Origin of the sequence: Arthrobacter oryzae (genome assembly GCF_003634095.1) — a bacterium.
Classification (GTDB): domain Bacteria; phylum Actinomycetota; class Actinomycetes; order Actinomycetales; family Micrococcaceae; genus Arthrobacter; species Arthrobacter oryzae.
Genome location: NZ_RBIR01000004.1, coordinates 48,129 through 60,756 on the forward strand (window position 1 = coordinate 48,129; position 12,628 = coordinate 60,756).

Annotated in this window: 9 protein-coding genes; 3 read left to right on the forward strand and 6 right to left on the reverse strand. The window is 67.4% G+C overall.

Annotated features, from left to right (window positions below):
• Positions 1-234: 234 nt before the first annotated feature.
• From C8D78_RS10465 to C8D78_RS10480, 4 genes are all read right to left on the reverse strand, one after another.
• Positions 235-1,338, reverse strand: a complete 1,104-nt coding sequence (locus tag C8D78_RS10465) for a substrate-binding domain-containing protein (protein WP_120953435.1) — start codon at positions 1,336-1,338, stop codon at positions 235-237.
• A gap of 64 nt (positions 1,339-1,402) precedes the next feature.
• Positions 1,403-2,671, reverse strand: coding sequence for a multiple monosaccharide ABC transporter permease (mmsB, locus tag C8D78_RS10470; protein ID WP_120953437.1), 1,269 nt, complete (start codon positions 2,669-2,671; stop codon positions 1,403-1,405).
• A gap of 54 nt (positions 2,672-2,725) precedes the next feature.
• Complete coding sequence (gene mmsA / locus C8D78_RS10475) at positions 2,726-4,282, reverse strand: multiple monosaccharide ABC transporter ATP-binding protein (RefSeq protein WP_120953439.1); 1,557 nt, start codon at positions 4,280-4,282, stop codon at positions 2,726-2,728.
• Between the two features lie 130 nt (positions 4,283-4,412).
• A complete protein-coding gene (locus C8D78_RS10480; protein ID WP_120953441.1) occupies positions 4,413-5,603 on the reverse strand; it encodes an ROK family transcriptional regulator in 1,191 nt (396 codons plus the stop codon).
• Between the two features lie 243 nt (positions 5,604-5,846).
• Between C8D78_RS10480 and C8D78_RS10485 the strand changes: the two genes are divergently transcribed.
• Entirely contained in the window at positions 5,847-6,671 is an 825-nt protein-coding gene (locus C8D78_RS10485) for a nitrilase-related carbon-nitrogen hydrolase (RefSeq protein WP_120953449.1), read from the forward strand.
• On the opposite strand, the gene C8D78_RS10490 is transcribed toward C8D78_RS10485, so the two are convergent.
• Positions 6,650-8,491: a PucR family transcriptional regulator gene (locus C8D78_RS10490; protein ID WP_120953451.1), complete on the reverse strand. Its 1,842-nt coding sequence runs from the start codon at positions 8,489-8,491 to the stop codon at positions 6,650-6,652. The two genes, C8D78_RS10485 and C8D78_RS10490, sit on opposite strands and share 22 nt — an antisense overlap.
• A 112-nt stretch (positions 8,492-8,603) precedes the next feature.
• Between C8D78_RS10490 and C8D78_RS10495 the strand changes: the two genes are divergently transcribed.
• On the forward strand, positions 8,604-10,124 hold the full coding sequence (locus C8D78_RS10495) for an amino acid permease (protein WP_120953453.1): 1,521 nt from the start codon (positions 8,604-8,606) through the stop codon (positions 10,122-10,124).
• Positions 10,125-10,137: 13 nt separating this feature from the next.
• A complete protein-coding gene (locus tag C8D78_RS10500) occupies positions 10,138-11,859 on the forward strand; it encodes a flavin monoamine oxidase family protein (protein ID WP_208641932.1) in 1,722 nt (573 codons plus the stop codon).
• A 149-nt stretch (positions 11,860-12,008) separates the two neighbouring features.
• On the opposite strand, the gene C8D78_RS10505 is transcribed toward C8D78_RS10500, so the two are convergent.
• Entirely contained in the window at positions 12,009-12,530 is a 522-nt protein-coding gene (locus tag C8D78_RS10505) for a gamma carbonic anhydrase family protein (protein ID WP_120953455.1), read from the reverse strand.
• Positions 12,531-12,628 lie beyond the last annotated feature (98 nt).

Consider the following 12,628-nt stretch of genomic DNA (forward strand, 5'->3'; position numbering starts at 1 on the left):
GGCGGAATGCCAGGCGACTGGTCCCACAGTGGTACGGGCTGCTGTGCGAACCTCCCAGAGAACCTATGCGTTCCCTGTGAAGCGTTGCCCGAGGCAACGGACCCCGGCAAAAACGGAGCGAAAAGGCTGCAGGCAACGCAAGAGCCCCGGCCCTCCCTTGCGGGGGAGCCGGGGCTCTTGTCTGGCGTGTTGCCGAGCTGGCTTACGCCTGTTCAGCTGGTGCCTGAAAAGGAACTACTGCTTGGTGATCGGTCCGAGTACCGGATCGTTGACGTAGGCAGTGTGGACGTTGTCCTTGGTCACGATGACCGGCTTCAACAGGTACGCGGGAACAACCTTGACCTTGTTGTTGTAGGACTTGTCGTCGTTGACCTCAGGCTTCTTGCCGGCCTGGATGTCGTTGACCATGGTGATCGCGTGCTCAACGAGTGCATTGGTGTCCTTGTTGATGGTGGAGTACTGCTCGCCCGCCATGATGGACTTGACCGACTCAACCTCGGAGTCCTGGCCCGTGACAACCGGGATCGGCTTGCCGGCGGACTTGACGGACGTGATGATGGCGCGGGCCAGGGTGTCGTTCGGGGACAGCACGCCGTCAAGCGTGGCGCTGCCGTAGGTGCCGGCGAGCAGGGTGTCCATGCGCTTCTGGGCGTTCTCCGGCTTCCAACCCTGGGTAACGACCGCATCGAAGGTCTTCTGGCCCGAGAGGACCTTCAGGGTGCCATCGTCGATCTTCGGCTGCAGTACGCTCATGGCGCCGTCGAAGAAGACCTTCGCATTGGCGTCATCGGGGGAACCGGCGAAGAGCTCGATGTTGTACGGGCCCGAGGCCTTCTTGCCCTTCATGCCGTCCAGCAGCGCCTGGCCCTGGAGTTCACCGACCTTGAAGTTGTCGTAGGCCACGTAGTAGTCCACGTCCGGGGTGTTCAGGAGCAGACGGTCGTAGGCGATGACGGTGGCGCCGGCATCCTTGGCCTGCTTGAGCTGGGTGCCCAGCTGCGCACCGTCAATGGCGCCGACGATGATGACCTTGTCGCCCTTGGTGATCATGGCGCTGATCTGGTTCTGCTGATCCGAAACGCCGCCGTTGGCGAACTGCACATCCGGCTTGTAGCCGGCCTTGGTGAGGCCGTCGTTGAACAGCTGCTCCGCCAGAACCCAGTTTTCCGAGGTCTTCTGGGGCAGTGCCACGCCGATCGAGGAGCCCTTCGGGAACGCTTCGCCCCCGGAGGAAGAACCGCCGGTAGTTCCGGTGTCGGAACGGCCGCAGGCTGTCAGCGCCAGTGCCGCAATAGCAGCGATCGCTGCTGCCTTTCCTGCTGTACGAATCATTCGCATTGCTTAGTTCACTTTCTTTTGGTGGTGTGGGAGAAATCGGGGAATCGTGGACCAGGGGAGCCGTTCAGGCTCCCTTGGAGATGACCTCTTTGGTGGACGTGGTCTCGTCGGCCTTGATCTCGTTGCTGCGGCTGAAGTTCTTCATCAGCATGCCGACAACCGACCTCTTGCCCTGGGACTTGTTGTAGACGTCGAACGCCACGGCGATCAGCAGGACCAGGCCCTTGATGATCTGGGTGAGGTCGGCGCCGACGCCGAGCAGCTGCAGGCCGTTGTTCAGCACGGCCATGACCAGGCCGCCGATGATCGAGCCGATCACCGTGCCCACGCCGCCGGTGACCGCGGCGCCGCCGATGAAGACGGCTGCGATCGCGTCCAGTTCCCAGCCGACGCCGTCGAACGGGCCTGAGGCGGTGGAGCGCCCGACAAAGATCATGCCGGCGAGGCCGGCCAGCAGGGACATGTTCATCATGACCAGGAAGTTGACCTTCTTGGACTGGACGCCGGAGAGCTCAGCGGCGTGCCGGTTGCCGCCGACTGCGTAGATGTGGCGGCCGATGACGGTCTTGGAGGAGATGAAGCCATAGATGAGGATCAGCACGGCGAGGATCAGGCCCGGAATCGGGAAGGAGGTGCCCGGCCGGCCGGTGGCGAAGAGGTACGTGGCGTAGAGGATGGCGCCGCAGACCAGGACGAGCTTGAGGATGCTGATCCAGGCTTCAGGGACCTCGGCACCGAGCTCCTTGGCGTTGCGGCGGGAACGGACCTCGCTGTAGATCACATAGGCCACGGCGAGCAGGCCGAGGACCAGGGTGAGGTTGTTGTAACCGGTTTTCGGGCCGACCTCGGGCAGGTAGCCGGAGCCAATAAACTGGAAGTCTCCGGGGACAGGGATGGTGTTGGACTTGCCGACGAACTGGTTGGCACCGCGGAAGATCAGCATGCCGGAGAGCGTGACGATGAACGCGGGGATGCCGACGTAGGCCACCCAGAAACCCTGCCAGGCCCCGATCGCGACGCCCAGCAGCAGCCCCAGCAGGACACCGAGGTACCAGGGGATGCCCCAGTCTCGGATGAAGATGGCCACGCAGACGCCCACGAAGGCCGCGACAGAGCCGACGGAGAGGTCGATGTGGCCGGCGATGATCACCAGCACCATGCCGATGGCGAGGATCAGGATGTAGGAGTTGCCGTTGAAGAGGTTGATGACGTTGCCCGGCGTGAGCGTGCGGCCCTCCGTGAAAATCTCGAAGAACACGATCAGCGCAACCAGGGCGAAGATCATGCCGAATTGGCGGGTGTTGCCGCCAAAGAGCTTCTTGAGCGCGTTCATTGTTTCAGTCCTTGTGTCCGGGGTGTTCGGATTATTCTGGTTGGTCCCAAAGGATCAGGCGGTTTTGCGGGCGGACGTCATGAGTTTCATGAGGCTTTCCTGGCTGGCTTGGTCTTTGTCCAGCACGCCGGTGATGGCGCCCTCGAAGATCGTGTAGATCCGGTCAGAGAGGCCCAGCAGCTCGGGCAGTTCCGAGGAGATGACGATTACTGCCTTGCCCTGGTTGGCCAGTCTCTGGATGATGCCGTAGATCTCGTACTTGGCACCGACGTCGATCCCGCGGGTGGGTTCGTCCAGGATCAGCACGTCCGGGTCGGTGAACATCCACTTTGCCAACACGACCTTTTGCTGGTTGCCGCCGGAGAGCTTCGCGACGCCTTCCTCCACGGAGGGCGTCTTGGTCCGCAGCGACTTCCGGTATTCCTCCGCGACGGCGTATTCCTTGTTCGCGTCCACCACGAAGTGCTTGCTGATCTTGCGCAGGTTGGCGGAGACCGTGGTGGCCTTGATGTCATCGAGGAGGTTCAGGCCGAGGGACTTGCGGTCCTCCGTGACGTAGCCCAGCCCGGCGTCGATCGCCTGCTTGACGGAGCGGAGCTGCAGTTCCTTGCCCTCTTTGTAGACATGGCCCGAGATGAATCGGCCGTACGAGCGGCCGAACACGGACCGTGCCAGCTCGGTGCGTCCGGCGCCCATTAGCCCGGCGAAACCGACGATCTCGCCCCGGCGGACGAAGAAGCTGGAGTTCTTGCACACCAGCCGGTCCTGGATCTGCGGGTGCCCGACGTTCCAGTTCTTGACCTCGAACAGGACCTCGCCGATCTTGGGCTCGTGGTCCGGGAACCGGGATTCCAGGGTCCGGCCCACCATGCCCTTGATGATGCGGTCCTCGTCGACGCCGTCGGCCTTGACGTTGAGGGTCTCGATCGACTTGCCGTCGCGGATGATCGTGATTTCGTCCGCGATCTGTTCGATCTCGTTGAGCTTGTGCGAAATGATGATCGAGGTGATGCCGCGGCCCTTCAGGCCCAGCATGAGGTCCAGCAGGTGCTGGGAATCGGACTCGTTAAGCGCTGCCGTGGGCTCGTCCAGGATCAGGAGCTTCACCGACTTGTTCAGCGCCTTGGCGATTTCGACCAGCTGCTGCTTGCCGACGCCGATCTCCTTGACAGGGGTGTCCGGGTCCTCTCGGAGCCCCACCCGGGCCAGCAGTTCGGTGGACCGGAGCCTGGCCTCGTTCCAGTCGATCACACCGCGTTTGGTGGGCTCGTTGCCGAGGAAGATGTTCTCCATGATCGACAGTTCCGGGATGAGCGCGAGTTCCTGGTGGATGATCACGATGCCGGCGTGTTCGCTGGCGCGGATGTCCTTGAATTCCTGGACTTCGTTCTGGTAGACGATGTCGCCGGTGTAGGTGCCGTAGGGATAAACCCCCGAGAGTACCTTCATCAGGGTCGATTTTCCGGCGCCGTTCTCGCCGCAGATGGCGTGGATCTCGCCGGCCTTCACCCGCAGGCTCACATCGGCCAAAGCTTTAACGCCGGGGAACTCCTTGGTGATGGAGCGCATCTCAAGGATTAGCGGCTCACTGTGCGTGTTGAGGGACGTCATCTGCCCTTACGCCTCCAATGCATGACTTCGTTGTCCGCCCCCGCAAACCGCAGGGCCGTCTGATGGAAAAGTAAACTGGATCACGCCGTTGTCGTCAAGTCTTTAACGCAACAGGCGGATAACGAATTGGTTAGTTACGCCGGATTCCGGCGTGTTGGAAGACCAAAGCTGTGGCCCCGAGGGCCTCCGCCCGGTCGCCCAGGGACGACATTGTGAGCGTGGTTGTCTCTCCAATGACCGGCACCGCGTGGCGGATCAGGCCGCGCCGGATCGGGTCCAGGACGAGTTCGCCGAGTCCCGCCAGCGGGCCGCCCACCACAATGACTTCCGGGTTGATCAGGTTCGCCACGTTGCCCAGGGCGCGTCCGACGGCGAGGCCGGCGTCGTCCACCACGCGCAGTGTCGCGGAGTCCCGTTCCAGGGCCTTCCGGACGATGTCCCCCGGCGTCAGCGGCCTGTCCTCGCCGCGGCTCAAGAGCTCGATCATGGTGGTGGTGGAGGCGATGGTTTCCAGGCAACCGCGATTTCCGCAACGGCAGATCAGCCCGTGCTCGTGGATCGTGGCGTGGCCGATTTCCCCGGTGATGCCGACGTTGCCGTAGTACGGGACGCCGTTGAGGATCAGGCCCGCTCCGATGCCGGAGCCGATCTTGAGGAACATCAAGTTGCTGATGCCGCTGTGCGGACCCCAGGTGACCTCCGAGAGGGCGCCGAGGTTGGCGTCGTTGTCAACGAATACGGGCAGATCAAGCGCCTCTTCCAGGCGCCGGAGGATGTTGATGCCCACCCACTCGGGCAGGATGGCGCCCTGCGCCACCGTGCCGGTGCGGCGGTCGATGGGGCCGGGAATGCCGACGCCGGCACCTACGAGGGCGCTGCGCTCCACGCCGCTGTCCGCGAGCAGGCGGTCCAGCACGCCGACCGCGGCGGCGATGCCTTCCTCGGCGTGGTGGCCCAGCGGGAGCAGGACCGACTCCTCCGCGATCACGTGGTAGCTCAGTGAGGCCAGCACCACGCGCAGGTGCCTGCGGCCGAAGTCGATCCCGACGGCGACGGCTCCGTTGCTGTTGAGCCGGACGTTCAGGGCCCGCCGGCCGGAGCTGGTGATCGGCTCGGTGGACGCCAGCCCGGCGTCCTGCATGATCTTGACGATGTTGGAAACCGTCGCCGTGGAGAGCCCGGTCTGGCGGGCCAGCTCGGCCTGCGTGGAGGGGCCCGCGAGGAGGCATTCGATGATCCGCTGCTGGTTCAAATGCCGGAGGGCGGACTGCGACCCGGGGTTCTTGGTTCGGCTCCTCGTTGAGCGCGTTGGTGAGGGCATGCTATGTAGCGTGACGCATAGGACGCTTGTAGTCAAGAAGTTAACGCATTGATAACGGGCGCGCGGGTTTCCGCGGACGCGACGGCCCGGCCGCCTTCCGGCACTCCCTGGGCGGGACGTTCCGCACTGCCCGGCCGCCTACCGGGCGGATATGCACCAACGCGGGCATCCCGGGCCGTGGCTACTCTGGAACGAGAGAGTCCGCAGTGCCCCTGCGGATACCGGGAGAGTCGTGAGGTGGTAATGGTGCTGCTGGCCCTGATGCAGGCGAAGGCCGCCGTGCTGGACGTGAAGGCGAACTGCGCCGCGGTGGAAGAGGCGGCGCGCGAGGCCTCCGCCGCGGGCGCGCAGCTGCTTCTGACCCCGGAGCTGTTCCCGGTCGGCTACGCGCCGCTCCGGCTGCGGTCGAGCTTTGATCCCGGCACGCTGCCGGCGCTGCGGGAGGCCCTGGCCGGCATCGCCCGGCGCCACCACATCGGACTGGTCTACAGTCTCCCGGCCGTCACACCGGCGGGGGAGTGGCATATCTCGGCCACCCTCGTTGACGCGTCCGGCCGCGAGCTGCTCGGCTACGACAAGGTGCACCTGTTCGGCCCCGAGGAACGCGCAGCCTTCGCGCCGGCCGCCGCGGCACCCGGCGTCGTGGAGTTCCACGGGCTCAAGACGGCGCTGGTCATTTGCTACGACATCGAGTTCCCGGAGTCCGCAAGGGCCGCGGCGGTAGCCGGCGCCGAGCTGCTGCTGGTGCCGACGGCCCTCGCCGGCGGCTTCGAGGCCGTCCCCCAGGTGCTAGTCCGCGCCAGGGCGCTCGAGAACCAGCTGAACGTGGCGTACGCCAATCACACCGGCGGCGAGGAAGGCTACGACTTCCGCGGCGGCAGCATCGTTGCCGGCGCGGACGGCACGGTCCTGGCCGCGGCCGGCACCGGGACGGAGCTGCTCTTTGCCCAGGTGGGCCCGGCTGAGGATGCCGGCGCGCACGGGGCTGACGGGACGGACGCTGCCGGGGACGCCGTGGCCTACCTGCGCGACCGGCGCCCGGACATCTACCGCTCCTGGGGCATCTGACCGGCGGGAGCTGCGGGCCCGGGTGCAGCTGCGGGCACGGGCGAAGCGGCGGACGCCACGGCGCCGGCCGGCGGGGCCGGGCGGATTCCCGTGCCGGGCACGTCCGGGCTGTCCTGATGGTGGGGATCGATGTACTGGAGCGCGATCCACAGCTCCGCGCGGGCCTGTGCCTGATTGAGGTCAAGGCCCAGCAATTCAGCGATCACGCCGATCTGCCGGCGGACGCTGTTGCGATGCAGGCCCGTGGCCTTCGCCGTGGCGTCCCAGCTGCCGTTCTCGCCAAGCCACGCCCGCAGGATACCGAGCAAGGCATCGCGGCGCTCCGGCTCGAGCGCCAGCACGGGAGCCAGCAGGCGGTCGGCCAGCATGGTGCCGGCCTCGGAGCCCAGCAGGCCCGCCACGGACCAGGTGACATCCTCCGCCCGGACGCTCCGGCGGCTGGTCTGCACACGGTTTCGCAGCGAGGTGGCGAGCTGGTAGGCCTCCGCCAGGTTGGCGAATTCGGTGCCGGCTCCGATCACCAGGCGCCAGCCGAGGCGCTCCACCTCGGCGAGCAGGGCGTCGTCGACCTTGAGCCGGGTGATGGCGGCAAAACCGTAGTCGGTGTGCTCCACGAGCTTGGTGTCGAACAGCCGGCGCCACTCAAGGAGCTCCCGCACCGGCCCCTCACCGGTGTGGCGCTGCCCGGTCGCGGCCCGGTCGCCGCCCGCGCCGGCGTCCGCCCGGATTCCCTGGATGACACGCAATTGGCCGGACCGGGTGGAGGAAATGCTTTGGGCCAGCAGGTCTTTCAGCCCGTTGACCTGCCGCGCGGTTCCCGTCGCCACGCTTTCCGGGTGCAGCAGCAGCGCGGTGGCAAGCTGGCTGGGCGCCAGGGAACCGCTGGTCCGCTGGCGGACCAGCAGCTCCAGCAGCCCGACGGCGGTGAAGACCACGCTGTTCTGGGCCGGGGTCAGCGGGGCGTCCGTGCCAAGGACGAGGGCGCCGAGGTTGGCGTCCCGGGTGCTGCGCAGCGGATACCCGAAGACCAGCGATGAGCCCGCGGCGTCGAACGAGTCCATCTCCACCCGCGGGCCGCTGCCGGCGAGCAGCCGGGCCAGCAGCGGCTGCAACACGGCGGGATCGACCCCCGGCACGGTGCCGGCGGCGGCGCCTGCGGCGTGCGGGCCGCGGGGATTGCCCGAACCGCGGGCCCGCACCCGCCCGTCGGCCCCGACCAGCACGGCCCAGACCGGCACACGCTGCACCAGGGCCGCGAGGAGCTCGTGCTCGGGGCGCGCGGAGAGGACCGCCCGCATGAGCTGGCGGTTGGTGTCAGCCAGTTGGCGGAAGGTCTTGGCGTTGTCGGATTCAAGCAGCCGGGAGAACTCGAGTCCCAGCGCGGCGAACGGGATGTTCCCCGGGATGGCCACCAGGGTCAGGTTGTGCTGGCGGCAGGCCCGGACCACGGCGTCCGGCACGGCCTCGAAGTAGGGTTCCAGGCCGAAGCCGAGGGCGCCGACGCGGGCCTCGACCAGGCGCCGGACGTAGGCGTCCACCGGTCCCTGCCCGCCGCCGTCGCCGACGAACGGCAGACCGGCCGTGAGCAGGAACTCGCCGTCGAGCAGGTAGGGGGTCGGATCGTCCAGCTCGCTCGGCTCCACCCAGCGCAACCGCTCGTCCCCGTTGCCGCCGTCGTGCAGGACGCCGAGCGCCGGCAGCTGGCGCAGGAACTGTGACAGGGTGACGAAACCGAGCCGCTCCGGGTCCTCACCAGTCACGGCAGCAGCCCCGTTCCGGGCCTTCCGGCCGCCGGGCCCACGCTCGAATAGACGGTGCATTAAGTCTCATATTGGAAGACTACAGGTCTTTTTGCACAACCGTGAGAGGTGGCTCACACGCCTAGGGTGGACGAGGGGAAACCGACCACTACTGAAGAAAAGGACGTCAACGATGACTGTGCCAACTCTGATCGGGGAACGCCCGCCGGCCACCGCCGGCCGTCCCGGGCTCGCCGCCCAGCTCCTGCGCCGCAAGCCGATCGGCCAACTGGTCAGCGAGGCCGAAACCGGGCACGGCGGCACGCGGTTGGTCCGCAGCTTCGGCGTACTGCAGCTGACCATGATCAGCGTCGGCGCCACGCTGGGCACCGGCATCCTGGTCATCCTGGGTGAATCGGTGCCGCTCGCCGGTCCGGCCATCTGGATCTCCTTCGCCATCGCCGGACTGGCCGCCCTGCTCTCCGCCGTGTCCTACGCCGAGATGGCCGGCCTGGTGCCCGCCGCGGGGTCGAGCTATTCCTACACCTACGCCACCATGGGCGAGGGCATGGCCTGGATCTGCGGCTGGTGCCTCGTGCTCGAATACGCCGTGTCCGTGGCCGCCGTCGCGGTCGGCGCGGGCCAATACGTCAATGAGGCCCTGGCGGTGTTCGGCCTGGCGCTCCCGGACGCCATGTCGCAGCCGCCGGGCGCCGGCGGGGTGCTGAACGTGCCCGCAATCGTCATTGTGGTCCTGGCCATGGTGCTGTTGGTCCGCGGTGCCAAGGAGAGCGCGTGGATCAACACCGCGATCGTCCTGGTCAAGGTCGGCATCCTGCTCTTCTTCTGCGCTGTGGCCTTCACCGCCTTCAACGGCAGCCACTTCGAGCCGCTCATGCCGATGGGCGCCGCCGGCGTCTCGGCCGCGGCCTCCCGGGTGTTCTTCTCCTACATCGGTTTCGATGCCGCCTCCACGGCTGGGGAGGAAGCGCGCAACCCCAAGCGCGACCTCCCGCGGGCCATCCTGCTTTCAATGCTGATCGTCACGAGCATCTACGTGCTCGTGGCCGTCGCCGCCATCGGCGCCCGCCCCTGGGGCTGGTTCGACGGCACCGAAGCGGCCCTCGTGAAGATCCTCGAGGAAATCACCGGCCAGCCGTGGGTCGGCGTGGTGTTCGCCGTCGGCGCCGTCCTCGCCATCGCCAGCATCGTGCTGACCGTCCTCTACGGGCAGACCCGGATCCTGCTCTCGATGTCGCGCGACGGACTCGTTCCCAAGGTCTTCGGCCGCGTTTCGGCCCGGACCGGCACGCCGGTGGCCGGAACCCTGATCGTGGGCACCGTCGTCGCGCTGACTGCCGGCCTCGTGCCGCTCGGCGCCCTCGCGGACGCCACCAGCATCGGCACCCTGTTCGCCTTCGCGCTGGTCAACGTGGCCGTCATCTACCTGCGCCGGACCCGGCCGGAGCTCACGCGCAGCTTCCGCGTCCCGCTCTTTCCGCTGACCCCGGTGCTCGGCGCGCTCATGTGCGCCTACCTCATGGCCAACCTCGGCGCCGAGACCTGGGTGGTCTTCGGTGCCTGGATGCTGGTGGGCATTGCCGCCTACTTCGGCTACGGCCGCAAAAACTCCAGGGTGGCCGCCTTAGGCCACGAGGAATACCGTGAACTATCAAGCCGCCAACCGGCCACCGCCACCGCAACCCAGAACTGAAGGCTGAGATCTCATGACCACCGCCACTGAACTGCCGGCCCCCGAACCGGAGTCCACCCCGGCCGACTCCCGCGGCGCCGGCATGGACCGGCAGCCCATCACCATGCTGAATCCGGACTTCCCGTTCAGCTACGACCACTTCCTGGCCCACCCCGACGGCCTGGGCTCGGTGCCTCCCGAACTGTACGGGACCGAGGTCGCCGTCGTCGGGGCCGGCCTGTCCGGGCTGGTGACCGCCTACGAACTGATGAAGCTGGGCCTGCGGCCGGTGGTCTATGAGGCCGATCAGATCGGCGGCCGGCTGCGGACGGCCAGCTTCCCGTCCGCGCCGGGCATCGTGGCGGACCTTGGCGGCATGCGCTTCCCGGTCTCCGGCAAGGCTTTCTACCACTATGTGGACCTGCTCGGACTCGAGACCGCTGAATTCCCGAACCCGCTGGCCCCGGCCACCTCCAGCACTGTGATCGAACTCGCGGGCCAGAAGTACTACGCCGAGACGGCGGCGGACCTGCCGCCGTTCTTCCTCGAGGTCGCGGACGCCTGGAAGGCGGCGGTCAACGACGGCGCCGGGTTCGCCGAGATGCAGTCGGCCATCCGGGACCGGGACACCGCCCGGATCAAGGAACTGTGGAACGCGCTGCTCCCGGAGCTGGACGAGCAGACCTTCTACGGCTTCATCGCCGGCAGCGACTCCTTCAAGAAAGCCGGCTTCGCACACCGCGAGGCGTTCGGGCAGGTGGGGTTCGGCACCGGCGGCTGGGACACCGACTTCCCCAACTCCATCCTCGAAATCCTCCGGGTGGTCTACACCGACGCCGATGACCAGCACCGGCTGATCGCGGGCGGCGCGCAGCGGCTCCCCGAGGCGCTGTGGGAGCACGCGCCGTCGGGCATGGCCCACTGGCCGGACGGCACCTCCCTGGCATCGCTGCACTCGGGCGCCCCGCGGGGCGCGGTGGAGCGCATCGGGCGCGAGGGCAGCGGCGACTTCCGGATCCGCGAACGCTGGGGACGCGAATCCGCCTACCCGGCGGTGGTGACAACCTGCCAGTCGTGGCTGCTGTCCACGCGGATCCACACCGAGGAAACCCTGTTTCCCGCCGAGCTGTGGACGGCGATCGAACGCTCGCACTACATGCAGTCCTCCAAAACCTTTGTCATGGTGGACCGGCCCTTCTGGAAGGACATCGACCCGGCAACGGGCCGCGAGGTCCTGTCCATGACGCTGACCGACCGGCTGAACCGGGCCACCTACCTGCTGGACAACGGCCCGGACCAGCCTGCCGTGATCCTGCTGTCCTATACCTGGAACGACGACGCGCTGAAGTGGCTGTCGCTCGATGCGGATGCGCGGGCCGAACTCATGCTGCACTCGCTGGAGCAGATCTACCCCGGGGTCGACATCGCCAGCCACATCGTGGGCCAGCCGATCACCGTCTCCTGGGAGGCAGACCCCAACTTCATGGGCGCCTTCAAGGCCAACCTGCCCGGGCACTACCGCTACCAGCAGCGGCTCTTCACCCACTTCAAGCAGGACGCGCTCCCGGCGGAACAGCGCGGGATCTTCCTCGCCGGCGACGACGTCTCCTTCACCGCCGGCTGGGCCGAAGGCGCCGTCACCACCGGCCTGAACGCCGTCTGGGGCGTGGTCAACCACCTCGGCGGCCGGACCCCGGACACCAACCCGGGCCCGGGCGAGCTGTTGGACGAGCTGGGCCCGATCGCGCTGGACTAGGACTAGCCGGCCGGGGCGGCGGCCAGGACAATCAGCGGCGGCGGCCTAGTCAACTGGAACGGCGGCCGCCGTAGTCAACCGGAACGGCGCTCCCCCCGGCAGCGGGGGGGCGGACTGCCGGGGGCGGCCGCCGTCGGGCCGGCGAGCGGTCAGGCGCCGTGCAGTTCCCGGTGCGCCCGTGCGAGCTCCTGGTAGTGCTCGGCGTTGTGCCGGACGCCGGCGAACTCTTCGTCGCTGAGCTCGCGCCGGACTTTGGCGGGTACGCCGGCGACGAGCGAGCGGGGCGGGATGACGGTGCCTTCGAGCACCACGGCGCCGGCGGCAATGAGCGACCCGGCGCCGATCACGGCCCCGTTGAGGATGGTGGCGCTCATGCCGATCAGGCAATCGTCCTCGACGGTGCAGCCGTGCACCACGGCGCTGTGGCCGACGCTGACCCGCGCCCCGACGGTGCAGGGGAAGCCGGGGTCGGCGTGCAGCACCACGTTGTCCTGCAGATTGCTGCCGGCGCCCACGCTGATGGCGGCGGTGTCGGCGCGGACGGAAACGCCGTAGAAGGCGCTCGAGTTTTCGGCCAGGGTGGCGTTGCCGATCACCGAGGCCGTGGGCGCGACGAAGACGGAGTCATGGACGGCCGGCGTCGTGCCGGCGAACGCGTAAAGGGGAGCCATGCCTCCAGCCTAGGACACAGGCTTCCAATGCCGTTGCTCTATCATTTGTGGCTGCTCTGAGGCGCTTGAGACAGCCACAAGTGATAGAGCAACGGAAT

Bases quoted from the DNA above. Each gene is read 5' to 3' on its own strand.
- C8D78_RS10465 (WP_120953435.1), bottom strand. From the start codon at position 1,338: ATGCGAATGATTCGTACAGCAGGAAAGGCAGCAGCGATCGCTGCTATT.
- mmsB (WP_120953437.1), bottom strand. From the start codon at position 2,671: ATGAACGCGCTCAAGAAGCTCTTTGGCGGCAACACCCGCCAATTCGGC.
- mmsA (WP_120953439.1), bottom strand. From the start codon at position 4,282: ATGACGTCCCTCAACACGCACAGTGAGCCGCTAATCCTTGAGATGCGC.
- C8D78_RS10480 (WP_120953441.1), bottom strand. From the start codon at position 5,603: ATGCCCTCACCAACGCGCTCAACGAGGAGCCGAACCAAGAACCCCGGG.
- C8D78_RS10485 (WP_120953449.1), top strand. From the start codon at position 5,847: ATGGTGCTGCTGGCCCTGATGCAGGCGAAGGCCGCCGTGCTGGACGTG.
- C8D78_RS10490 (WP_120953451.1), bottom strand. From the start codon at position 8,491: ATGCACCGTCTATTCGAGCGTGGGCCCGGCGGCCGGAAGGCCCGGAAC.
- C8D78_RS10495 (WP_120953453.1), top strand. From the start codon at position 8,604: ATGACTGTGCCAACTCTGATCGGGGAACGCCCGCCGGCCACCGCCGGC.
- C8D78_RS10500 (WP_208641932.1), top strand. From the start codon at position 10,138: ATGACCACCGCCACTGAACTGCCGGCCCCCGAACCGGAGTCCACCCCG.
- C8D78_RS10505 (WP_120953455.1), bottom strand. From the start codon at position 12,530: ATGGCTCCCCTTTACGCGTTCGCCGGCACGACGCCGGCCGTCCATGAC.